The following is a 23,072-nucleotide window of genomic DNA, read 5'->3' as shown; positions in this document are numbered from 1 at the left end:
ATGCGAGCGTCGCGTCCGGGTCCCGGATCGCACGCCGCGGTGAGGAGCGGATAAGTGTCCACACCAGCAGTCAGTACCGGCCCGCTGCGGCGGGTGCCGGTGCAGGGCCGCAGTGTCGCGCGGGTACAGCGCATGCTCGACGCGTGCGCTGAGTTGATCGACGAGGTCGGCTACGACGGCCTCAGCACGACGCTGCTCGCCGAGCGGGCCGGCGTCGCGATCGGCTCTGTCTACCAGTTCTTCCCGGACAAGCGGGCCATCGTGCAGGCGCTGACGCTGCGCAACGTCGAGGCGTACATGGAGCGGCTGGCCGAGCGGATCCCCGCCGGTGAGCTCGCCCACTGGTGGGACGGCGTCGACGGGGCGATCGAGGAGTACATCGAGCTGCACCGCAGCGTGCCCGGCTTCCGTACGCTGCACTTCGGCGACGTCGTCGACGTGCACCTGATCGACCCGGAGCGCGACAACAACGCGGTCATCGCCGATCACCTCGCCGACCTGCTGATCCGTTTCCACAACGCGCCGGACGGCCCGGAGCTGCGGTTCGCGCTGACCATCTCGGTCGAAGCCGCCGACGCGCTGATCAAGCTGGCGTTCCGCCGCCACCCGGACGGGGACGCCGCCGTGCTGGCCGAGTCCAAGCGCCTGGTTCGCGGCTACCTCCAGACGTTCGCCCTCGCCTGACCCGTCCGCGGCGTCGGCTCTGCGGCCTTCATCGGCGTCATCCTCCGGCTGCGCTCCGGATGACACCGAGCGGCCGGAAGCCGCCGACGCCGCGTACCACTCCCGCGTTTTTGTGGCAAGTCTTCAGGGTTGGATCCGGGTCGGGCTCCGCCGGGGCAGGGCTAGAGTGAAGCCGCAGGAAAGCCCGGATGATGATCATGATCTGGGCAGCGACGCGGGAGGGTACGGCCATCAGCACGCCAGCGCAGGCACCCGACGGTGAGCCGATCCCGGCCCCCGTCGCCCAGGCCGATCTCACCGGCGGCGCAGAACTGCGCGCCATCCTGCGGATCCGACCGTTCCGGCGGCTGTGGCTGGTGCTCAGCGCCGCCTCGCTCGGCGACTGGCTGGGTCTGCTGGCCACCGCGACGTTCGCCTCGGCCCAGGTCAGCGGCGACGCGGCCAAGGGCTTCGCGTTCGGCGGCGTGATCGCGATCCGGCTGCTGCCCGCGCTGCTGCTCGGTCCGCTGGCCGGGGTGATGGCGGACCGGTTCGACCGGCGCTACACCATGGTCATCTGCGACCTGCTGCGGTTCGTGCTGTTCGCCACGATCCCGACGGTCGCGCTGTACTCCAGCGACGCGAAGATCACGGTCGGCTGGGCGGCGGTCGCCACGTTCATCATCGAGGCGATCACGCTGATCTGGATCCCGGCCAAGGAGGCCGCGGTCCCCAACCTGATCCCGCGCGCCCGGCTGGAGGCGGCCAACCAGCTCACGCTGATCTCGACGTACGGCATCACGCCCGTGCTCGCCGCCGCCGTGCTCGCCGTGCTGAACCAGTTCTACGCGTGGCTGGAGAAGACCGGCACCCACGTGCCCGGCTGGGCCGACCCGTCCAGCCTCGCGCTGTACTTCAACTCGCTGTCGCGCCTGGCCACGGCCCTGGTCGTGCTGTTCGGCATCCGCGAGATCTCCGGCCACAACGGCCAGCGGCAGCGCAGCGAGAGCATGTTGCGCCAGTTCGTGGACGGCTGGCGCTTCATCGGCAAGACGCCGATGGTGCGCGGCCTGGTCTTCGGCATCCTGGGCGCGTTCTCCGCCGGCGGTGTGGTCATCGGCACGGCGCAGTTCTTCGCCAAGTCGCTGGGCGGCGGCGACTCCACCTTCGCCATCCTGTTCGCGGTGATCTTCATCGGGCTCGGGCTCGGCATCGCCCTGGGCCCCCGCCTGATCGGCGCGCTGTCGCGCAAGCGCTGGTTCTGCCTGAGCATCATGCTCGCGGGCGCGTCCGTGGCGCTGCTGTCGCTGGCCCCGCACCTGTCGCTGGCGGTCGTCTTCGCGCTGCTGGTCGGCTCGGGCGCGGGCATGGCGTTCCTGTCCGGGACCACGCTGCTGGGCGGCGAGGTCGGCGACGAGGTGCGCGGCCGGGTCTTCGCGACCGTGCAGATCGGCACCCGGGTGGTGCTGATGCTCGCGATCGCGCTGTCGGGCGTGCTCGTCGGCGTCGGCGGCTCGCACGACGTCGGCGGCACCGGCGTCCCGATCTCCTCCACCCGCGTCCTGCTGGGCGTGGCGGGCGTGCTCGGCGTGCTGGCCGGCTTCTGGGCCCTGCGTCAGATGGACGACAAGCCCGGCGTCCCGCTCTTCGCCGACCTGATCAGCTCCGTGCGCGGCCGCCCGCTCAGCCCCGCCGAGGCCACCCCCCGCCAGGGCGTCTTCGTGGTGTTCGAGGGCGGCGAGGGCGCTGGCAAGTCCACCCAGATCGCGCTGCTCGCGCAGCGGCTGGAGAGCGACGGCCGCGACGTGGTGGTCACCCGCGAGCCGGGCGCCACCGAGATCGGCGCCCGCATCCGCAAGATGGTGCTGGAGACCCACACCGCCCCGTCCGCGCCCGGCGACGCCGCCGCGCTGGCCCCGCGCGCCGAGGCGCTGCTGTACGCCGCCGACCGGGCCCACCACGTCACCACGGTGGTCCGCCCGGCGCTGGCCCGGGGCGCGGTCGTCGTCTCCGACCGGTACGTCGACAGCTCGCTGGCATACCAGGGCGCGGGCCGGACCCTGCCGGTCGACGAGATCTCCTGGCTGTCGGCGTGGGCCACCGGCGGGCTCAAGCCCGACCTGGTGGTGCTGCTCGACGTCGACCCCCGGGTCGGCCTGGCCCGGGTCGACCGCCGCGGCACCGCCGACCGGCTGGAGAGCGAGTCACTCGCCTTCCACGAACGCGTCCGGTACGGCTTCCTCGACCTGGCCGCCAAGGACCCCGAGCGCTACCTGGTGCTCGACGCCACCCGCGCCGAGGACGACCTCGCCGAGGCGATCGCCGCACGGCTGGCGGCGCTGCTGCCCGCGGCCCCGCGCGACACCGGCCCCGCCGGACCCGCCAGGGCGGACCGCCACCCGGGCCTGGCCGAACCCCGTACGCCGGGTGAGTCCTCGGCCGAGTTACGGACCAGCCGGGCATGAACGACGTCTTCGCCCAGCTCGTCGGCCAGCCCGACGCCGTGGGCACCCTGCGCGCCGCGGCCCGGGCCGCGGCCGCCGTCCTGCGCGGCGAGGCCGTCGGAGCCGGGGCGATGACCCACGCCTGGCTGTTCACCGGCCCACCCGGCTCCGGCCGCTCGGTGGCCGCCCGCGCCTTCGCCGCCGCCCTCCAGTGCACCGACCCCGACCGGGGGCCGGGCTGCGGCGTGTGCAGCGGTTGCCACACCGCCCTGGCGGGGACGCATCCGGACGTGCGGCTCGTCGTTCCGGACGGGCTGAGCATCCCGGTGGCGCAGATGCGCGACCTGGTGCTGCGCTCGGCCACCACCCCGGCCAACGGCCGCTGGCAGGTGCTGCTGATCGAGGACGCCGACCGGCTCACCGAGGCGGCCGGCAACGCGCTGCTCAAGGCGGTCGAGGAGCCGCCGGAGCGGACGATCTTCCTGCTCTGCGCCCCGTCGGACCACCCGGACGACATCTCGGTGACCATCCGCTCGCGCTGCCGGGTGGTGCCACTGCGCCAGCCCGCCGCCGAGGCGGTCAGCACGCTGCTGGTCGAGCGCGACGGCGTCGACCCGGCCACCGCGGCCTGGGTCGCGGCCGCCGCCCAGGGGCACGTGGGCCGGGCCCGGCGCCTGGCCGGTGACGCGCAGGCGCGCGACCGGCGCGCGGCGGTGCTCGCCGTGCCGCGCCAGCTCACCGGCATCGGCGCCTGTTTCGACGCGGCCGGTGGGCTGATCGCGGCCGCCGAGGCGGAGGCAGCGGCGGCGGTCGCCGAGGCCGACGCGGCCGAACGGGCCGCGCTGGAGACCGCGCTGGGCGCCGGCGGCACCGGCAAGGGCGCGGCCGGAGCCGCGCGCGGCATCGCCGGACAGCTCAAAGACCTGGAGAAGCGGCAGAAGTCGCGAGCCACCCGGGCGCAGCGCGACGCCCTCGACCGGGCGCTGCTCGACCTCGCCGGGTTCTACCGCGACGTGCTCAACGCCCGCTGGGGCGGCCCGGTGACCCCGGTGCACGCCGACACCGCGCCGCTGGCCGAGGCGGCCGCGCAGCGCTGGACGGCCGAGAGCACGCTGCGCCGCCTGGAGGCGGTGCTCTCCTGCCGTACGGCGATCGACGCCAACGTCAAGCCGCGCATCGCGGTCGAGGCGATGATGCTCCAGCTGTGGCAGGGCTGACTCAGTCCACAGTGGATTGTCCACAGGGGCTGCCGTGCCGATCGTGGAGCCGGTACGGTGAGCGCATTGTCGCCGCGTCGACGGGCACTGCCGTGGCCGCTGGCGCGCACCGCGCAGTCCACTGAGGAGCGACCCATGCCCCGGGAGATCGACGACGCCTGGATCGAGGAGGCGATCGCGTCATACCGGCGGATCGAGGAGCGGCAGGAGGCGCTGACCCGGGCCCTGGCCCGGGTCGAGGTGACCGTACGCTCGCCGGACGACCTGGTCGAGGTCGTCGCCGACGCCGACGGCGCGGTCCGCCGCGTGGTCGTGACCGGGTCGATCGAGGGCCGCACCAGCATCGAGCTGTCCCGCGCCATCCAGCAGGCGATCACGGCCGCCACGGAGGCCGCGGGCTGGGCCAGGCGCAAGGTGTACGACGAGACGTTCGGCGGCTACGCCGACCTGGGAGGTGCCCGGTGATCGACCGCCTCGCCGCGCGGCTGGACTCCGCCGCGCAGGAGCTGGCACAGGTGCGCGCCGAACTGAACCGGGCCCGCCCCGGCACGGCCTGGCTCGACGCGATGTGGCCGCAGGCCGCACCCGACGCCGACCGCGCGGTGCCGTCGCCCAACCCCGCCGACCTGCCCGGACGGCTCGGACGGCTCGCGAACACGGCCCAGTCCCAGCTCGACACCGCCTGGAACACCCGGCGGGACGCGGCCCACCACAGCGAACGCGATCTCGTCGAACTCGCCGCCGCGGTCCGCGCCGCCGCCGCGGGATACCGCGCCGCCGAAGAACCCGCCGGGCCGGTGGCGTGATGGACGCCCTCACCCGCCTGCACACGCACACCGCCGGTCTGCTCGGCCAGGTCGACGACCTGCTCGCCCGCTGCGGCGCACCGGCCGACCACGACATCTGGCCGCTGCTGCGCCGCACCGGCGCCCTGCCCGGCGACCTCGTCGGCGGCCTGGCGGCGTGGAGCCCCGGCCCCTGGCTGGAACAGGCAGAAGTGCTGCGCCGGGCCGCCCGCCACACCGACGAGGTGGCCGCCGCCCTGCCGGTGGCCCAGCCGGCCGACTACGGCTGGCGCGGCCCGGCGGCGGAGGCTTTCGCCGTACGGGCCGGGGCGGCGCGGGCGCGCATGCGGGGCTGGAGCGAGCAGGCGCTCGCCGACGCCGACCGGCTCACCGAGCTTGCCCACTGGCTGCTGGACGCCCGGCTGCGGGCCGCGCGGGTGCTGGGCCGGGTCGCGGGCAGCGCCCAGGCGGTCACCCTGGTCACCGGGATCGCGCCCGGCGCGGCGACGCTGCGGATCATGGCCGGGGGTGACGCCGGGGGTGCGGACAGGTCGCTGCGGGTGCGCGCGGCCGCGGCGGCGGAGATCGGCGCGACGCTGCTGGCGGAGTTCGACCGGCTGCTCGCCGAGGGCGAGGAACTGGTCGCGCGGGTGCCGGCGGTCCGGGCGACCACCGAGGCGACATTCGACCTCGGCCCCGCAGCAGCGGCCCTACACGTCGACCTCTGACCGCCCGACCCACCCACCCACCCCTGCGGCTGACCCTCGCTGCTGTTCGGCTGCTGCCGCAGCCTCTGGTTTTCCATAGACGTTGGCCTATCACGTCGACTTCGATCTTGCCGGAGTCGATGTGATAGGCCAACGTCTATGACGAGGCGGGGCTCGGGGTCGGCGGGGCAGTGGTGATCGCTGTTTCGGGTCGGAACCTGTGCGTGGAGCGCGGTTCCTGACCTGAAACAGCGATCATGGCCGCTGGGCCGCTGGGCCGCTGGGCCGACGGGCCGACGGGCCGACGGGCCGAGGGGCGGGTTAGCTGAGGAGGTCGGTGGGGCCTTCGGTGGCGCGGCGGCGGGCGAGCAGGAGCAGGAAGCGGCCCGCGATGAAGAGCACCACGCCGGCGCCCGCGATCAGGGCGATGTTGGTACCCGTACGCGGCAGGTTGCAGCCGGGCGTGTCGCAGTCGCTGCTGTCCGCGGCCGGGGACTGCCCCGGACCGCTGCCGCCGCCGTTGCCGCCGCTCGGGTGCGCGGACGGCGAGCCGCTGCTGCCACCGCCGGGGTTGCCGGCCGTGGCGCTGGGCTGCGGGCTGCCCCCGCCGGTACGCCGGGGGGCGGCCGCGGCGGCGCGCAGCATGCCGACGCCGAGGTCGAGCACGGCGGCGCTCTCGCCGCGGTCGTCGCCGAGCGCCAGCACCTGGATCCGCAGGCTGGCGGCCTGCGCGGTGACGCCCCGGTCGGTGGTCCGCTGCTCCAGCTCGCCGATCGAGATCTTCAGGACGGCCAGCTGGCACGGCGTGCCGAGGCCGCCGAGGCGGGTGGCGCCGAGCAGGTCCCCGAGCTGCGGCAGGCCGCCGAGTTCGGGCAGCTGGGGCAGCAGCGTGTCGGTGCCGGCCGAGCCGGTGAGCCGGTTGGCGATCGGGGTGAGGTTGCCGACGGGCAGGCCGCTGAGCAGGCTGCCGAGCGTGCCGGAGTCCAGCAGCGGCAGGCCTTCGAGCTGGGCGCGGCGGCGCAGGGCGGGCAGGTTCAGCACGCCGAGCAGGCCGCCGGTGGCCGGGAACGGCACGGCGACCTCGAACGACCGGTGCGCCGAGTCCAGGGTGCGGGTGCCGACCCCGGGGGCGGTGATCTTCAGCAGGGGCGCCTGGTAGTCCACCGCCGAGGTGGCGGCCTCGCCGGTGGCCAGCACCTTCAGGCGCGGCGGGGTGAGCACCTCGACCTTGACCGTGCCGCCGATGAGGTCGAGGTCGGTCAGGCCGATCTCGGCGCCCGCGGCGGAGGCGGCCCGGCCCCGGTGGATCAGGGTGCCGGTCATCGCGGTGCTGGAGGCGTTGTGCGCGGCGCGGACCAGCGCACCCCGGCCGCCGGGCAGCACGGACGCGTCGACCAGGGCCGCCGAGGCGTCGCCCGCGGGCCCGTGGGCGGTGCCGCAGGCCTGGCCGTCGTCCCACTTGGCGCTGGCGAGCAGGTCGCCCGTGCCCGCCTTGACCACGCCGAAGTCGACGGAGGACGCGTTGTTGCGCACCGGGTCCTGGTGCGAGGGCGGCGCCTGCTGGTAGACGCGGCCGTCCAGTGGGCCGGTGGGCAGCCTGAGGCCCAGCAGCCGGGCGTCGGCGTACCGGGCGGTGCCGGTGCTGCGGATCGCGTTGGTGGCCGACATGCTCGCGCTGGCGGACCCGACGGTCACGTCGGCGACGGCCGGCAGCGGCAGGCCCAGCGGGCGCAGGTCGAGCGCGCTGACCTTGAGCAGATCGGCGGCGGCGCCGGCGGCGTACCCGCCGGGGCGGTCGCAGCCGGTCGTGGCGAGCGACGGCGTGGACACGAGCGCGAGCCCGCTGAGCGAGACGAGTGCGACCGTACCGGCAGCCGCGAGTTGGCGACGCATGCTTCCTCCGGGGGCGGACGTGGCACCTCCCGGACGGCCGTTTGGCAGCACCGGCGGGACGGGCCATGTACCTGGCGGGGGTGCGCGGGGGTGCGCACCCTACGCCGTGGCCCAACGAAGGGTCCTCGGCCGGGTTACGGCGGTCTGCGTATACGTATCCGGAAGAGCTAACGACGAATCAACCGAAAAGGTGCGCACCATCTGACTTCCGTCCAGCCGCGCTCACCGATTCCGCCGATGCGCGAAGTATGGTGTGGCGATGGGCATGCTCTGCGCGGTCACGTTCAACCGGTACGGGCGTCTTTACTACCTCGATCCCGGTGACTTCCGCCCCCGGGTCGGTGACAAGGTGCTCGTCGCGACCGACGAGGGCCCCGAGGTCGCCGACTGCGTCTGGGCCACCGAGTGGGTAGACGAGGACACCTCCGGCTTCCCGAAGGTCATCGGCATGGCCGGAGACGAGGACGCGCGCCGCGACGAGCTGATCCGCCAGCGCAAGGCCGAGGCCCGGGTCGCCGCGAACCGGCTCATCCGCGAGCACGAGCTGCCCATGAAGGTCATCGCCGTCGACCACGTGCCGGGCGGGAGCCCGGGGGACGAGGTCGGGGCGGGTCCGCGTACCACCGTGTATTTCACGGCGCCGCACCGCGTCGACTTCCGTGCCCTGGTCCGCGACCTGGGCGCGACCCTGCGCTGCCGGGTCGAGCTGCGCCAGCTCTCGGCCCGCGACTCGGCCAAGGTGCAGGGCGGCATCGGCTCCTGCGGGCGCGACCTGTGCTGCGCGACGTTCCTCACCGAGTTCGAGCCGGTCAGCATCCGCATGGCCAAGGAGCAGGACCTGCCGCTGAACCCGATGCGCATCTCCGGGGCGTGCGGCCGCCTGATGTGCTGCCTCAAGTACGAGCACCCGCTCTACTCCGAATACCACGCCACCGCACCCGCGATTGGCGAGCAGGTGTCCACGCCGGACGGCGACGGGCGCGTGGTGGGGCATTCGGTGCCGCGGGACGCGGTGGTGGTCCGGCTGAACGCCGACGGCTCGCGCAATGTGTGCCCGAAGGCGTCGGTGTGCGGGAGCCGCAAGTCATACGAGGACCGGTACGCGGTCTGACTACGCCTGAACGACGACGGCTCCCGCACCCCGGCTGCCCGAAGGCGCCGGTGTGCGGGAGCCGCAGGTCGTACGAGGACCGCTAGGCGGTCTGGGCGATCGTGCTCGCGTCGATCGTGTCCGACGGGATCTCGGCCGGCGGGGCCGCGTGGCGGGCGGCCGGTGCCAGCGTGATGATGTCGTCGATCAGGCGCGGGCGCAGCGGCTTGCTCGGCCGGAACCACGACCCGGTCGGCTGGGCGATCCACTTGCGCCCGACCCGGTCGATGCCGATCGGGTAGATCGTCAGCGCGCCGTCCGCCGTGAACCGCATCCGCAGGAAGCACTTGAAGTCCTCGATGCCCTGCCCGGCGAACAGCTCGTTCACGTTCACCCGGAACCGGGCCGCGACCAGCAGGTACGCCGAAACCAGGAACGCCGCCACGATGCCGGCCGGGATCAGGTAGAAGGCGACCGCGAACGAGGTCACCTGCCACTGCCGCCAGTCCTCGTCCGGCAGCAGACGCCACAGGGCCATGCCGCCGACACCGAGGGCGATGTGCGCGGCGCCGTGTAAGACGCCGAGGACCACCGCCGATGTTCGGGTCTGCCCCTCCGTGAGGCCCACCGCGAAGAACACGGTCGACGCCATCACGATGGCCGTCATCAGGAAGATCGGCACCGTGATGATCCGGCCGTTGGCGTTGTTCAGCGCGAGCATGAGCATCGTGTGCAGGATGCCGAGCATTGTGGCGAAGCCCGGGTTGCGCCACGGCAGGCGCGCGAAGACGCCGGTGCCGAGCCAGCGCGAGCGCATCTTCGTCGGGTACGTCCCCTGTAGTTCGTACGGCAGCGGGGTGCTCTGACGGCGCAGCTGGGAGTGCTTGGGCGGCACCGTGATCTGGTCGGGCAGATTGTCGGTGGCCGCCATGTACGCGCCGCCGCCGCCGCAGGTGATGAGCTGGCGGCCGTCGTCGCTCTGCGCGTAGCGCGCGTAGTGGTGCAGGTCGCCGCTGAGCATCATCGCCACGTCCGCGCCGCTCGGGTCGATGACCGAGCGCAGGAAGTAGTCGATGGTGTCGTAGTACAGCGGGTGCTGCTCGGACTGGACCCAGGCCGGCTGCGGGGTGAGCAGGATGATCCGGTCGCCGGGCTCGAACGTCGCCGCGACACCGCGGAAGTACTCCAGCTGCGGGTCGTCCATGTACGCCGCACCCTGCACGTCCAGCGCCAGCAGCCACCAGCGGTGCGGCAGCTTCAGCGCGAAGTAGCTGCGGGTCTGGCGGGTGCGCCAGCCGCCGATGCGGGCGCCCTCGCGCCGGGCGAACAGGCGCAGGAAGGCGGTCAGGCCGTCATACCAGTCGTGGTTGCCGGGCAGGGCGTAGACCGCCGGCGGCGGCGTGCTGGGCGCCTGCGGCAGAGCGGCACGGTACGGGCCCTCGAAGCGGTCCTCGTACGCCTTGCCGCTGGCCGTCGGGTACACCTGGTCGCCGCCGAGCACCAGCACCTCGGCGCGGGGCAGCTGGTGCCCGTTGACGTCCAGCTCGTCCTGGGCCACCAGATAGGCCATCGAGTACGTGGCGTTGAAACCGTCGCCGAGGTCGGCGACGTAGTCCAGCCACAGGTCCTCGCACTCGGCGTGCTCGTCGTGGACCTTGGTGGGGAAGGCGTTCTGCAGCTCGCGCTTGTCCAGATAGGCGCCGAACTGCGCGGCGAACGCCACCCGCGCGCCCGTCGCGGCCAGCTGCACCGGGCTCAGCCAGGCGACCGGTCGCTGCGGGGTGAAGCCGAGCTGCGCGGGCTCAAGCTTGCTCGGACGGGGTTTGGGTACGCCCACCGGCGTGGGATCAGAGGGGCTGCGCGGAGGGTTGACGGTCACAGCAGCGCAGCCTAGTCCGCAGTGGATCGCTAGTCAGCGGCCCGAACGGGCAATACGAGGCAGTTACGGCTTTCGGACAGAACCACCCCGGCGCAGCCCGTGACCTGCCCCGGAACAGCCGACCCCAGCCACCTTGCCCCCGTCCGCCCCCCGCCCCGCCCCATCCCCCCGCCCCGCCCCCGTCCGTCCTCGCGGGGACCGGCGGAACGGTCGGGGACCGGTGGAACGGTTATGGAGTGGCCGCCGAGCGGCGGTAAGGGTAACCTAAGCGGCATGATGATCACTGAGGGCAAGGCCCCGACCGACCGCGCCGCCCGCTACCTGAAGCAGGTGCTGTCGCACTTCAGCCACAAGATCGAGGTGGAGCAGGCCGAGGACCACGGCAGTGCCGCGTTCGGGGCGGGCAAGGCGTACCTGACCGCCACCGACGAGGCGCTCGTCGTACGGATCGAGGCTGCCGACGCCGAGCAGGCCGCGACGGTGCAGCGTGTCATCGTCAGCCACGCCGAGCGGTTCGGGGAGAAGGACCAGCTCAAGTTCGGGGAGTTCGCGCCAGTCGCGGTTTGAGTGTGACCCGCCGCCTACCCGGTGGGCGCAACCGCCCGCGATCGCGTATAGTGATCCGACGTTGCCGCCTTAGCTCAGTCGGTAGAGCGTGTTACTCGTAATAACAAGGTCGACGGTTCGATTCCGTCAGGCGGCTCGGTGACGAAGCCCCAGGTCAGATACCTCTGACCTGGGGCTTCGTCGTTAACGTGACCATCCTGCACCGCCCGCGACACCGTCCCGCGACACCGTCCCGGGGTCGCGCCCCGGGGTCGCGCGCCGGTCGCGCCGCCCCGTCGAGGTGAGGCTAAGTGGGCGGCGCGGGAGCGAGGGTTCGGCAAGATCGCCGTTTCGGGTCAGGAAGCGCGCCTGAGCTCTACTTTCTGACCCGAAACGGCGATCACCCGGCGGAGCCCCAGCCGAGCCCCGGCCGAGCGCTGGCCGAGCGCTGGCCGAGCCTCGGCGGGTCAGGCGGCCGGGTCGGGGGTCGGGAGTGGGGCTGGGGTCGGGGTGGGGCGGCGGGCTGTGAGCAGGGCGAAGACGGCGGCGGCGGGGAGCAGGAGCAGGCCGCTGGCCGAGAGCCCGGCGCGCAGCGAGCCGCGCCCGAGCGCCCCGACGGGCGGTCCGCCCGCGATCTGCCCCAGCGCGTCCACCTGGGCCTGCATTGAGATGACCGTGGCCCTGGTGCCCGACTCCGTCTCCGCGACGAGCACGGCGGTCAGCAGCGGTCCCACGGCCGTACGCAGCAACCCCGCCACCAGGTACGCCGCAGCCGCCGCCCAGAAGCTCCCGGCCAGCGCGAACCCGAGCACCGCCACTGCGGCACCGGCCTCCAGCCAGGCCAGCAGCCGCCCGATCGGCCGGGCGCGGGTGAGGTCCACCCGGCGCCGGATCACCTCGGTCACCGCGACCGAGCCGAGCATCGCGGCGACGCTGAACAGGCCGAGCCAGGCCAGTGGCGACAGGGCCGCGGGCAGCGGCACGTCGGCCAGGAAGTGCGGCTGGGACAGGCGGTCGAAGCCCTCGCTGCTCATGGCGAGGAAGACGGTCGCGGTGACCAGACTCAGCAGGGCCGGGCTGCGCCGGATGACCGAGAGCCCGGCTCTGACCTGCCCGCCCATCGACCCGACCGCGGCTGCCAGCGCCGACCGCGCCGCCCCGTCCCTGCCCGCCGCTCCGTCCCTGTCGGCCGCCTCGTCCCTGACCGCCGCCCCGTCCCTGACCGCCGCTCCGTCCGCGGCCGCCGGGCGGTGCGGGGTGAAGTGGTGCTCCGGCATGGCCACGGCCAGCAGGACGCCCAGGGCCAGGGTGACGGCGGCGCCGACGACGATCGGCAGGGCCAGGTCGAGCGAGCCGAGCGCGACAGCCGCCCCGATGCCGAGCACGCCGCCGAGCTGGGCGAACTGGCCGCCCCGGGCGAAGGCGGGCCCGGCGCGGTCGGGGCCGAGCTCGTCGGCCGCCCAGGCCTCCAGGGCCCCGTCGACGCAGACGGCGCCGACGGCCCAGACGACGTTGGCGGTCAGGACGGCGGCGTACGTGGGGACGAGGCCCCACAGCAGCAGCCCCGCCCCCATGAGCAGGTATCCGATGATCACTGAGAGCCGCCTGCTGTACAGGTCGGCGATGACGCCCGTGGGCACCTGGGCGGCGAAGCAGACCGCCTCCATCAGGGTGCCGACGAGGATGAGCTGCAACGGGTCGAGCCCGATGACCTGCACCTGGTAGACCAGGTTCAGGGCGTACGCGGTGTGGCCGGCGAACGAGCCGACGCCGCTGAGCAGCAGGAAGATGCGGTACGCGGACATACGTCTCCGAAGACGGGTCGGGATGGGGGATCCCGGTGCCGGAGACGGCGAGCAGGCGGAAAGGTCAGCAGACCCGAGCGGTCGCCACGGCACCGGTGGACGCGGTGGTGCGGGCTGACCTCATCGGGAGCTCCTCTCGTGGGCGTACCCCGCGACGCTAACCCACCTGAGCGCAGCGGGTAAAGGGCGTCGATACCGGTACGGAAACCGTGTCTTCCCTACCGCTGGGCGCCGGGCGGGACGAAGTCCCAGAAGGCGCCCTCGCGGCGAAAGCGCAACGCGCACCGGTCGCAGCTCGCAGACTCCGCGGTCCAGGAGAGCCGGCTGACGCACTGCGGGCAGACCACCCGACGGGCCAGGTCGGCCACGTGCGGGGGCAGGTCGGCGCCGTGCTGGCGGAGCCTGTCGTACGCCGGGGCGGCCGGGTCGTGGCGGCGGCCGAGGACGAACTGGCTGGGGCCCCACCAGCCGCGCCCGGCGGTCTGCGCCACGACCTCCATGCCGTGTACGAGCGGCCGGGCCAGCCGGGTGGCCCTGGCCGGGGCGACCTTCTCCCACTGGCGGAAGTTGTTGACGCTGGCGCCGAGCGCGGTGCGCCAGCCCAGCCGCCCGAGCCGCTCGCGTACGGCGCGCAGCTGGAAGTTCCAGTACGGCTCCTCGACGCCCTTCGCGACCGGCTCCGGCCCGCGTACGCGGCGCAGGTCGCCGCCCCTGAGGCCGCGGGCGAGCCCCAGCACGTGGTGCTTGATCGGGACGTCGACCAGCCAGCCGCCGCCGATGGTGCGGCTCATCTCGGTCAGGCCGCGGTCGAGGTCGGACAGGTGGTGCAGGACCCGGACCACCATCGCGGCGTCGAAGGCGAAGTCGCGGAACGGGATGCGGTACAGGTCGCAGCGGATCAGGTGCAGCCGCCCGGCGGCGAGGTCGGCGGCGTACCGTTCGCCGGCGTTGCGCAGGTTGGTGGCCGAGTAGTCCATGATGACCGAGTGCTCGGCGTGGGGCAGGTAGTGCCCGGCGTTGCGGCCGAAGGCGCCGCCGAAGTCGGCGAACCAGTGGGGGCGGCCGAGCTTGGGCACGAGGCGCCGCAGCACGCGGTCCTCGGCCCAGAACTCGTAGTCGCGGCCGGCCCAGTAGCTGCGGTAGTCGTAGCCGTGGGCGTCGTAGTCGATGACCTCGACCTGTTTCGTCTGCATGCGACCGCTCCGCTCCGTTTCGACGGTGTGACCCGTGAACAGGCTAAGCGACCGAAAGCAGACGATTTGGCCGAATTAACGCGGAAGCCGCCCGGAAGGTGTCACGCGGTGACGGGTGCGGGCTCGAATTCACCTGATCGGATGAGCTCGGCCCGCGCCTGCTCCTCGGCCTGCTTGCGGGCCAGCCCGTCGCGGCCGTCGTAGCGCCAGAAGCTCGGCAGCAGCCCGGCCAGCACGCCCGTGCCCGCCACGCAGAGCACGCCGCCCCAGGTCACCGCTCCGGCATAGCCCCAGTAGCGGGCGCTGAGCCCGGCCCGGGTCTGGCCCAGCATCGGCCCGGTCAGGTAGGACAGCATCTCGATCCCGGCCAGCCGTCCGCGCAGGAAGTCCGGAATCGTCTGGTTCCAGATCGTCGCCCGGAACAGGCCGGAGATCATGTCGGCGCCGCCCGCGACGGCCAGGCCGATCAGGGCCAGCCACAGCTGGTCGGCGACGCCGAACAGCACGATGCCCAGGCCCCAGGCGCCCGCCGCGACCAGGACCGCCCGGCCGTGCCGGTGCACCTTCGACGTCCACGACGAGGTCAGCGTGACCAGCATCGAGCCGATCGCCAGCGCGGCGTAGAAGAAGCCGAGCACCGACGGGCCGCCGAACCGGTCGGCCACCCACGGGTAGAGCGCCACCGGGAAGGCGAAGAACATCGCGTTGATGTCGACCAGGTACGTGCCGATCAGCTCGGGACGGCTGCGGGCGTACCGGACGCCCTCCACGACCGTGCGCAGCGACGGCCGGTCGGCCGCCTCCGGCGGGGCCACCGCGCGCACCATCGAGAAGCAGATCAGCGACACGATGAAGGTGGCCAGGTCGAACCCGAACACCCACGCCACGCTCAGGTTGGCCAGCATCACACCCGCCAGGGTGGGCGCGCCGATCTGGGCCACCTGGTATCGCAGCGAGTTCAGCGCCGCCACCGCGGACATCTTCTCCGGTGGCGCCAGCCGCGGCATCATCGAGTCCATCGCCGGGCGGTGGATGCCGTCGACGGCCGCGGTCAGGCCCGCGACGAGGAACATCACCCAGACCCGGGGCCCGATCAGCGCGTTGATCAGCAGCACGCCGGTGAGCACGGCCAGCGCCAGCTCGGCCCAGAACACCAGCTTGCGCCGGTCCACGTAGTCGGCCAGCGCGCCGCCGACGAACGCCATGAACAGCAGCGGGACCAGCTCGACCACGCCCAGCAGGCCCACGGTCAGCGGGTCGCCGGTCATCTGCTTGAGCTGGATCGGCACCGAGACGTACGTGATCATCGAACCGAAGCTGCTCACCCCGGCCGCCGTGTACACGAGCCGGTAGTCGCGTCCGCGCAGCGGCGACAGGTCCAGGGCGAGGCGTTTCTTCGTCACGAGGCCCGATGTTCTCGCGTGACCAGGCAGAACGGCAACCTGTTTAGCTGCGGCACCCGCCGGCGGCGCGCGTCAGTCGACGAAGATCTCGCCGGTCTGCTCGAACCGGGCCAGGTGCTCCAGCGTCCAGGTCACCGCGCCGGAGCTCGGGTCGGGCAGCGCGTCGGGGGCGAACCAGCCGCAGTCGGAGGCCTCGTACGGGTCCGGGTTGAGCTCGCCGGTGACGTCGGTCAGCAGGTACGACCCGGAGATGTGCTGGTAGGTGTCGCCGTACACGTTGGTGAAGGTGTACTGGGGGCCGGACAGGAAGGCGAACAGCACGGCGTTGCCGGCCTTCAGCCCGGTCTCCTCGAACGTCTCCCGGATGGCGCAGTCGCGCATCGACTCGCCTAGCTCCATCGCGCCCGCGGGGAACGCCCAGTAGCCGTTGTCGGTGCGCTTGATCAGCAGGACCCTGCCCTGCTCGTCGCGGATCACCCCGCGTGCGGCCAGGAAGAAGAGCGTCGCGCTGCCCATGGCCGCCCGCACCTTGCCGTGGTACGAGTTGTACCAATCCTCGTCGGAGCCCATGGACGTCAACAGTAGAGCCCGCCTGGTTCTGGCGGTACCGGCCACCTGCTCGGTCATACCGTGGCAATGTTGCCCTTATGAGGGCGATCTGGAAGGGCGCCGTCTCGTTCGGGCTGGTTTCGATCTCGGTGAAGCTCTACTCCGCCACGGAGGAGAAGGACATCCGGTTCCACCAGGTGCACCGGACCGACGGTGGGCGGGTCAAGTACCAGCGCGTCTGCTCGCTCGACGGCGAGCAGGTCAGCTACGACCAGATCGCCAAGGGGTACGACGTCGGCGGCGGCGAGATCGTGGTGCTCACCGACGACGACTTCAAGAACCTGCCGCTGACCACGTCGCGCGCCATCGAGGTGCTGGAGTTCGTGCCCAACGAGCAGATCGACCCGATCCTCTACGACAAGGCGTACTACCTGGAGCCCGACGGGGCCGCCGGAGTCAAGCCGTACCTGCTGCTGCGCGAGGCGCTGGCGCACGTCGACCGGGTGGCGGTGGTCAAGGTGGCGCTGCGCCAGCGCGAGACCCTCGCCACGGTACGGGTGCACGAGGGCGTGCTCGTGCTCAACACGATGCTGTGGCCGGACGAGGTGCGCGAGGCGGCGTTCGACTTCCTCGACGACGACGTCAAGCTGCGCCCGCAGGAGATCAAGATGGCGTCGTCACTGGTCGACTCGATGTCGGGCGACTTCCACCCGGACGAGTTCACCGACCAGTACCGCGAGGCGCTCCAGCAGGTCATCGACGTGAAGATCGGCAAGAAGGACACGGTGGTGCAGCCGACCACCGAGGAGCCGATCGCGCCCACGATCGACCTGATGGCGGCGCTGCGCGAGTCGGTGGAACGGGCCCGCGCCGCGCGCGGGGCCGCCAGGCCCGAGGAGAAGGCCGCCGAGATCATGGGCGCCCACGCCACGGTCACACCGATCAAGAAGGCGGCCAAGAAGTCGGTGCCCGCCAAGGAGACCGCCTCGGCGAAGTCGTCCACGGCGAAGAAGTCCACCGAGCCGGCCGCCGCGAAGAAGACCACCGCCAAGAAGGCTCCGGCGAAGAAGGCCAAGGCCGCTTGATCGTCGCGCCGATGCTGGCCACCGCGGGCCCGCTGCCCACCGGCCCCGACTGGGCGTACGAGGTGAAGTGGGACGGGTTCCGCGCCGTCTACGCCGACGGGCACTTCTACGGCCGCTCCGGCCGACGCCTGACCGGTCCTCGCCTGCCCGCCCTCGACGAGGTGGTCGACGGCGAACTGGTCGCCTTCGACGCCCGCGGCCTGCCCAGCTTCCACGCCATGCAGCAGGGCGTGCCCCCCGCGTACGTCGCCTTCGACGTCATCCGCCCCGACCTGCCCTACACCCGGCGCCGGGAGCTGCTGGAACGCCTCGACCTTTCCGTCTCGCCGAGCTTCGACGACGGCGAGGCCACCGTGGCCGCCGCCCGGGAGCTGGGGCTCGAAGGGGTGGTGGCCAAGCGCCGCAGCTCGCGCTACCAGCCGGGCGTGCGCTCCCCGGACTGGATCAAGTGGAAGTTCGTGCACACCGCCGACTTCGTCATCGGCGGCTGGCGCCCCGGCGCCCGCCCGCTGGGCGCCCTGCTCATCGGCTCACCGCTGCCCGACGGGCGGCTGCGCTACCGCGGCCGGGTCGGCGGCGGCCTGACCGTCCGCGCCGAGCGCGCGCTGCTGCCCGTGCTGCGCGAGCTGGCCCGGCCCGACCCGCCGTTCGCGCCTCCGGCCGAACCCGGGACCTGGGTCGAACCGCTGCTGGTGGTCGAGGTCCGCTACACCGAGATCACGCCCGACGGCCGCCTGCGCTTCCCCTGCTTCCTGCGGCTGCGCCCGGACAAGCTGCCCGCCGACTGCGTCGACCCGGCCGAGGACGGCCCCGATGCGCACTGAGGTCGACGGCCGCCAGCTCACCCTCAGCAACCTCGAAAAGCCGCTCTATCCGGACGGCACCACCAAGGCCGAGGTGATCGACTACTACCTGCGGATCGCGCCGGTGCTGCTGCCGCACCTGGCCGACCGCGCGCTGACCCGGATCCGCTTCCCCGACGGCGCCGACCGCCCCGGCTTCTTCGAGAAGAACGCGCCCGCCAAGCATCCGGCCTGGGTGCCGCTGTCCCCCGACGGCCTGATCATCTGTCAGGAGCCCGCGACCCTGGTGTGGCTGGCCAACCTCGCCGCCCTGGAACTGCACACCCACCAGTGGCGCGTCGGTGCCCCCGGCCCCGACCGGGTCGTCTTCGACCTCGACCCGGGCGCGCCCGCCGGACTCGACGAGTGCCGCGCGGTCGCCCTCGCCCTGCGCGACCGTCTCGCCGTGGACGGCCGCGACGCGTACCCGAAGACGTCCGGGCGCAAGGGCATGCAGGTGTCCGCGGTGTTCGCGGGTGGCTTCGACGAGGTCATGGACTACGCGCGGGCGATCGCGGCCGAGTTCGCGGCCGCGGCCAAGGACATGGTCACCGACCAGATGGCCAAGGAGGTACGCCCCGGCCGGGTCTTCATCGACTGGAGCCAGAACCACCAGGCCAAGACCACCGTCAGCGTGTACTCCCTGCGCGCCGGCCCGGTCCCCACCGTCTCCGCCCCGCTCACCTGGGACGAGGTCGCCGCCGGCGACTTCACCGCCGAGGACTTCACCCCCGCCGAGGTCCTCGCCCGCACCACCCGCCTCGGCGACCTCCACCAAGGCCTCCTGCCCGCCTCCGGACGCCGCCGGTGATCCGATATGGCGGGGCGATCGCGCGGGCACCGCACCGGCCCCGCCGCGAGGCACTGGACTCGGGACGAGTGCGATCCCGGCGCTCATGTCACCCGAAGGCACCGCCGCCGGGACGCCGTGACGATCCGCGGTGTGGGCCGCCGGGCAACCATGTGAGGCGGCGCATCACTCCTCATGCGATGTGCCCACACCATATGAGGTGTGGTCTGCGGTGTGACCTACCGAGGTCAGGTCGTCATCCACAGGAGATCGGCCGGTTTTCCACAGGGCTCGATCCGCGTTCGGATCGGCGGCAGCATGGGCGTGGTGGATGAGGAACAGGCGACCTTGGCAGGGCGGCTCGGGCGGCTGCTGCGGATCGAGCGGGAGCGGCGCGGCCTAAGCCAGCAGGAGCTCGCGCGCCGGGTCGACGTGGCACAGCAGCACATCTCGAGGCTGGAGCGCGGTCGCGGGCCGGTGAGCTCGTCCTACGCTGATCGGGCGTTCGCGGCTCTCGGCCTGCAACTGCGGGTCGAGGCCGAGGCGGCGGGCAGCGGTCGGGACAGCCGCGTGGCGACGGCGGTGGCGCAGCTGCGGGAGTTGCAGTTCCGGGTGGTGAGCAACGTGCACCTGCTGAAGGTGCGGGCGCCCGGGGAGCTGCGGTTCGTGTTGGACGGGCCGGCGGCGGCGGTGCTGCAGGGGGTGCCGGTCGACGAGCGGCGTGTCGACGTGCTGATGGCGGAGGCGGACGTCGAGGTGCTGGCGGCCTGGGTGCTTCGCAAGGCGCTGCGGCGGTGGAACGAGCGGACCCGGGAGTTCGACGGCTACCGCACGGACCCGCGTGATCCGGGGCCGCTGTGGTGGGGCGACAGGATGGTCGAGCTGCGGGCGCGGCTGGTGCCGGAGCTGCCGGAGCCGGTGCTGGTCGAGTTCGACGGCGAGGTGCTGCCGGTGCGGCCGCTGCCCGCCGTCGAACTCGACCACCCTGAGGTCGCCTGGGTGCTCGGCCGACTGCGGGAGCGGCCGGAGCTGGGGTGTCAGGCGCCGCCAGGCGGCTCGGGGGAGAGCACGTCGGCGGCGTCCACGATGGTGTAGGCGTAGCCCTGCTCGGCCAGGAAGCGCTGGCGGTGGGCGGCGTACTCGGTGTCGACGGTGTCGCGCGAGACGACCGAGTAGAAGTGGGCCTGGCGGCCGTCGGCCTTGGGCCGCAGCACCCGGCCCAGCCGCTGGGCCTCCTCCTGGCGCGATCCGAACGTGCCCGACACCTGGATGGCGACGGCCGCCTCGGGCAGGTCGATGGAGAAGTTGCCCACCTTGGACAGGATCAGCGTGCGTACGGAGCCGTCGCGGAATGCGTCGAACAGGCGCTCGCGCTCCTTGGTGGTGGTGGCGCCGTGCACGATCGGCGTCTCGGTGCCGCGGTCGGAGAGGAACTGCCCGATCTCGTGCAGCTGGTCCAGGTATCCGCCGATGACCAGCACCTGCTCCCCGGCGTGCCGGTCGATCAGCGCCTCGATCACCGGCAGCTTGCTGTGCACGGTCGCCGCGACCCGGTACTTCTCCTCCGGCTCGGCGGTGGCGTACTGCATGCGCTCGGCGTCGGTGAGCGACACCCGGACCTCGGTGCAGTCGGCGGGGGCGATCCAGCCCTGCGACTCGATGTCCTTCCAGGGCGCGTCGTAGCGCTTCGGCCCGATCAGGCTGAACACGTCGCCCTCCTTGCCGTCCTCGCGGACCAGGGTGGCGGTCAGCCCGAGGCGGCGGCGGGCCTGCAGATCAGCCGTGAACCGGAACATCGGCGCGGGCAGCAGGTGCACCTCGTCGTACACGATCAGGCCCCAGTCGCGGGCCTCGAACACCGACAGGTGCGGGAACACGCCCCCGCGCCGCGTCGTGAGCACCTGGTACGTCGCGATGGTGACCGGCCGGATCTCCTTGCGCTCACCGGAGTACTCGCCGATCTCGTCCTCGGTCAGGGTGGTGCGGGCCAGCAGCTCCCGGCGCCACTGCCGCCCGGCGACGGTGTTGGTGACCAGGATCAGCGTCGTCGCGCTGACCTGTGCCATCGCGGCCGCGCCGACGAGGGTCTTGCCCGCCCCGCACGGCAGCACGACCACGCCGGATCCGCCGGCCTGGAAGTGCTCCACCGCCTCCCGCTGGTACGACCGCAGCTGCCAGCCGTCCTGGCGCAGCTCGATCGCATGGGCCTCGCCGTTGACGTACCCGGCCAGGTCCTCGGCGGGCCAGCCGAGTTTGAGCAGCACCTGCTTCAGGTGGCCGCGCTCGGACGGGTGCACGGCGATGGTGTCGGCGTCGAGCTGGGCGCCGAGCATCCCGGCGACCTTCTTCGACTTGGCCACCTCGACCAGCACCGCCCGGTCCAGCCCGCGCAGCACCAGCCCCTGCGCGGGGTCGTTGAGCAGCTGGAGCCGGCCGTACCGGTCCATCGTGTCGGCGACGTCCACCAGCAGCGAGTGCGGCACCGGGTAGCGGGAGAAGCGCAGCAGCGCGTCGACGACGCTCTCGGCGTCGTGTCCGGCGGCGCGGGCGTTCCACAGCCCGAGCGGGGTCAGCCGGTAGGTGTGCATGTGCTCGGGTGAGCGTTCCAGCTCCGCGAAGGGCGCGATCGCCATGCGGCAGGCGGTCGCGTCCGGGTGGTCTACCTCGAGAAGTAACGTCTTGTCCGACTGGACGATCAGCGGTCCGTTCGTCATGCTCACCTCGTCTGCGTCGGCGGTACGCGTTTCCGCCGGTTCGTTCCCACCGGGTTCGTTCCCACCGGGTTAGTCGCCCGCCTGGTCCGATGCAGGTCAACAGTCCAGTCTCCCACGCGGGGCAACCCCCGCCCAGGCGGAGACCGTCTCAGGTGCGGGCAGCGCGACGCTGCCCGGATCAGCCGTGAGCCTTGGGGAGGGCCTGTGCGCCGCATAGTCGTGAGCGTGCTCGCGATCGCCTGCCTGGCGGGCACCGCCGCGTGCCAGCCGAAGCCGGCCGTGCCGGGCGCGGTGGCGCAGGCGTCCGAGCTGCCGCTGCCGGCCGAGTCGGCGCAGCCGTCACCGAGTGCCGAGGTGCCGGTGCCGTCGGCGTCGCCGAAGCCCACCACCAGCCCGAAGCCGGCCACCTGCCAGCAGGGGGAGCACCAGAAGGCCGTGGAGCAGGCGCTGGCGGCGCTGGGCGGCTACGGCAAGCTGACCGTGGACGGCGTGCAGTCGCAGGCCGACTGCGACGCCGTCAAGAAGTTCCAGAAGCGGTTCGACCTGCGCCCGGTCGACGGCAAGGCCGGTCCGATGACCCGCAACGTCGCCGAGCGGCTGCTGGCGAGCAAGCCGGGCGCCTGCGGTGCGGGCAGCGGCCTGACCGCCTGTGTCGACCTGACCCACCAGACCGTGTGGATCATGAGCGGCGGCAAGGTCGTGTACGGCCCGACCGTGACCCGCACCGGGATGGCGGGCTACGCGACCGACACCGGCTCGTTCGCCATCCACGACCGGCAGCTGAAGAACTGGTCGGAGGAGTGGGACGTGTGGCTGCCGTACTGGCAGCGCGTGGTCGGTGGTAGCGGTTTTCACCAGACGACGACCTGGATCCACAACGGCTCGATCGGATCGCACGGCTGCATCAACCTTCTGCCGGTCGACGCGGTCAGATTCTGGAACACGCTCAAGAACGGCACCACGGTAAAGATTTTCGGGCGTCGCCCCGGCACCTGATGCCGATCTGGACGGTCGGCCGGAGCTTATCGGTCGTTCGGTTGAATCCGGTGCCGAACCGCAACCCCGGACCACCTGGAATGCGTAATCCGTGTGCCGTGCGCGTTCGGGGCGCCTAACGGGGGCGAGCGCAACGTCAGTGGGCCGTGGCCGCGGGGGTGGCCGCGGCCCACTCCCTTTTCGCGTGCCGGGGCCGCCGGGACCGTGCCGTCAGCGCCGGGCGCGCCAGGTGGCCCCGGCGATCGACACCACCAGCAGCAGCGCGATGGCGCTGCCGATCGACTCGCCCGCGGCGTCGACGATGTTGCGGCGCAGGCCCAGCCAGGCCCAGAAGAACCAGGCCACGAGCACGGCGGACACTCCGCCGACGGCGAGCACGGCCCGGTGGGAGACCGCCCGGTCCGGTGGGGGCGGCTCGACCTCGTCCCGTACCGCGTCCTGCTCTGTCGTCATCGCGCCCCGTCCTTTCCC

At 72.7% G+C, this 23,072-nt stretch carries 21 protein-coding genes and 1 tRNA gene; 14 read left to right on the top strand and 8 right to left on the bottom strand.

Annotated elements, in window-relative coordinates:
- Positions 1-54: 54 nt before the first annotated feature.
- The 6 genes from Cs7R123_RS38870 to Cs7R123_RS38845 all read left to right on the top strand — a co-directional run bounded on the left by Cs7R123_RS38870 (position 55) and on the right by Cs7R123_RS38845 (position 5,837).
- A complete protein-coding gene (locus Cs7R123_RS38870; protein ID WP_212834107.1) occupies positions 55-684 on the top strand; it encodes a TetR family transcriptional regulator in 630 nt (209 codons plus the stop codon).
- Between the two features lie 197 nt (positions 685-881).
- On the top strand, positions 882-3,128 hold the full coding sequence (gene tmk / locus Cs7R123_RS38865) for a dTMP kinase (RefSeq protein WP_212834105.1): 2,247 nt from the start codon (positions 882-884) through the stop codon (positions 3,126-3,128).
- Entirely contained in the window at positions 3,125-4,324 is a 1,200-nt protein-coding gene (locus Cs7R123_RS38860) for a DNA polymerase III subunit delta' (RefSeq protein WP_212834103.1), read from the top strand. The genes tmk and Cs7R123_RS38860 overlap by 4 nt, the downstream gene beginning before the upstream one ends.
- Positions 4,325-4,459: 135 nt before the next feature.
- Positions 4,460-4,789, top strand: coding sequence for a YbaB/EbfC family nucleoid-associated protein (locus Cs7R123_RS38855; protein WP_212834102.1), 330 nt, complete (start codon positions 4,460-4,462; stop codon positions 4,787-4,789).
- Entirely contained in the window at positions 4,786-5,130 is a 345-nt protein-coding gene (locus Cs7R123_RS38850) for a hypothetical protein (protein WP_212834101.1), read from the top strand. The genes Cs7R123_RS38855 and Cs7R123_RS38850 overlap by 4 nt, the downstream gene beginning before the upstream one ends.
- Positions 5,130-5,837, top strand: coding sequence for a hypothetical protein (locus Cs7R123_RS38845; protein WP_212834100.1), 708 nt, complete (start codon positions 5,130-5,132; stop codon positions 5,835-5,837). Before Cs7R123_RS38850 ends, Cs7R123_RS38845 begins: the two co-directional genes overlap by 1 nt.
- A 300-nt stretch (positions 5,838-6,137) precedes the next feature.
- Here the strand turns inward: Cs7R123_RS38845 and Cs7R123_RS38840 are convergent, their stop codons facing one another.
- Entirely contained in the window at positions 6,138-7,709 is a 1,572-nt protein-coding gene (locus Cs7R123_RS38840) for a hypothetical protein (protein WP_212834099.1), read from the bottom strand.
- Positions 7,710-7,968: 259 nt separating this feature from the next.
- Between Cs7R123_RS38840 and Cs7R123_RS38835 the strand changes: the two genes are divergently transcribed.
- Positions 7,969-8,820: a regulatory iron-sulfur-containing complex subunit RicT gene (locus tag Cs7R123_RS38835; RefSeq protein ID WP_212834098.1), complete on the top strand. Its 852-nt coding sequence runs from the start codon at positions 7,969-7,971 to the stop codon at positions 8,818-8,820.
- Positions 8,821-8,902: 82 nt separating this feature from the next.
- Here Cs7R123_RS38835 and Cs7R123_RS38830 read toward each other — a convergent pair whose 3' ends face one another.
- Positions 8,903-10,678, bottom strand: a complete 1,776-nt coding sequence (locus tag Cs7R123_RS38830; protein ID WP_244872418.1) for a metallophosphoesterase — start codon at positions 10,676-10,678, stop codon at positions 8,903-8,905.
- 273 nt (positions 10,679-10,951) lie between these two features.
- Here Cs7R123_RS38830 and Cs7R123_RS38825 point away from each other — a divergent pair, with 273 nt between their 5' ends.
- Positions 10,952-11,245, top strand: coding sequence for a DUF2218 domain-containing protein (locus Cs7R123_RS38825; protein ID WP_212834097.1), 294 nt, complete (start codon positions 10,952-10,954; stop codon positions 11,243-11,245).
- 63 nt (positions 11,246-11,308) lie between these two features.
- Positions 11,309-11,381: transfer RNA gene (locus Cs7R123_RS38820), tRNA-Thr, on the top strand.
- A 310-nt stretch (positions 11,382-11,691) separates the two neighbouring features.
- Here the strand turns inward: Cs7R123_RS38820 and Cs7R123_RS38815 are convergent.
- From Cs7R123_RS38815 to Cs7R123_RS38800, 4 genes are all read right to left on the bottom strand, one after another.
- Positions 11,692-13,029, bottom strand: coding sequence for an MFS transporter (locus Cs7R123_RS38815; RefSeq protein WP_212834096.1), 1,338 nt, complete (start codon positions 13,027-13,029; stop codon positions 11,692-11,694).
- Positions 13,030-13,247: 218 nt separating this feature from the next.
- On the bottom strand, positions 13,248-14,222 hold the full coding sequence (locus Cs7R123_RS38810; RefSeq protein ID WP_212834094.1) for a class I SAM-dependent methyltransferase: 975 nt from the start codon (positions 14,220-14,222) through the stop codon (positions 13,248-13,250).
- 101 nt (positions 14,223-14,323) lie between these two features.
- The gene (locus Cs7R123_RS38805) at positions 14,324-15,625 is read right to left on the bottom strand and encodes an MFS transporter (protein ID WP_244872417.1); all 1,302 of its coding nucleotides are present in this window, start codon (positions 15,623-15,625) and stop codon (positions 14,324-14,326) included.
- Positions 15,626-15,697: 72 nt separating this feature from the next.
- Positions 15,698-16,195 (bottom strand): NUDIX domain-containing protein, encoded by a 498-nt coding sequence (locus Cs7R123_RS38800; RefSeq protein WP_244872416.1) that lies wholly within the window; start codon positions 16,193-16,195, stop codon positions 15,698-15,700.
- A gap of 77 nt (positions 16,196-16,272) precedes the next feature.
- On the opposite strand from Cs7R123_RS38800, the gene Cs7R123_RS38795 reads away from it, so the two are divergent.
- From Cs7R123_RS38795 to Cs7R123_RS38780, 4 genes are all read left to right on the top strand, one after another.
- Entirely contained in the window at positions 16,273-17,259 is a 987-nt protein-coding gene (locus tag Cs7R123_RS38795) for a Ku protein (RefSeq protein WP_212834092.1), read from the top strand.
- 11 nt (positions 17,260-17,270) lie between these two features.
- Positions 17,271-18,083 (top strand): DNA ligase, encoded by an 813-nt coding sequence (locus tag Cs7R123_RS38790; RefSeq protein WP_212834090.1) that lies wholly within the window; start codon positions 17,271-17,273, stop codon positions 18,081-18,083.
- Positions 18,073-18,912, top strand: a complete 840-nt coding sequence (ligD, locus tag Cs7R123_RS38785) for a non-homologous end-joining DNA ligase (protein WP_212834089.1) — start codon at positions 18,073-18,075, stop codon at positions 18,910-18,912. Before Cs7R123_RS38790 ends, ligD begins: the two co-directional genes overlap by 11 nt.
- 306 nt (positions 18,913-19,218) lie before the next feature.
- On the top strand, positions 19,219-19,986 hold the full coding sequence (locus Cs7R123_RS38780; protein WP_212834087.1) for a helix-turn-helix transcriptional regulator: 768 nt from the start codon (positions 19,219-19,221) through the stop codon (positions 19,984-19,986).
- Here Cs7R123_RS38780 and Cs7R123_RS38775 read toward each other — a convergent pair.
- Positions 19,929-21,605: a DNA repair helicase XPB gene (locus Cs7R123_RS38775; RefSeq protein WP_212834085.1), complete on the bottom strand. Its 1,677-nt coding sequence runs from the start codon at positions 21,603-21,605 to the stop codon at positions 19,929-19,931. The genes Cs7R123_RS38780 and Cs7R123_RS38775 overlap by 58 nt on opposite strands.
- Positions 21,606-21,809: 204 nt before the next feature.
- Between Cs7R123_RS38775 and Cs7R123_RS38770 the strand changes: the two genes are divergently transcribed.
- Positions 21,810-22,601: a L,D-transpeptidase family protein gene (locus Cs7R123_RS38770; protein ID WP_212834083.1), complete on the top strand. Its 792-nt coding sequence runs from the start codon at positions 21,810-21,812 to the stop codon at positions 22,599-22,601.
- Between the two features lie 210 nt (positions 22,602-22,811).
- On the opposite strand, the gene Cs7R123_RS38765 is transcribed toward Cs7R123_RS38770, so the two are convergent.
- Entirely contained in the window at positions 22,812-23,054 is a 243-nt protein-coding gene (locus Cs7R123_RS38765; protein WP_212834081.1) for a hypothetical protein, read from the bottom strand.
- Positions 23,055-23,072: the final 18 nt, after the last annotated feature.

Origin of the sequence: Catellatospora sp. TT07R-123, from assembly GCF_018327705.1 — a bacterium.
In the GTDB taxonomy this organism is placed as follows: Bacteria; Actinomycetota; Actinomycetes; order Mycobacteriales; family Micromonosporaceae; genus Catellatospora.
The sequence above is the reverse complement of the archived record's forward strand: the minus strand, read 5'-3'. Positions and strand labels throughout refer to the sequence as shown.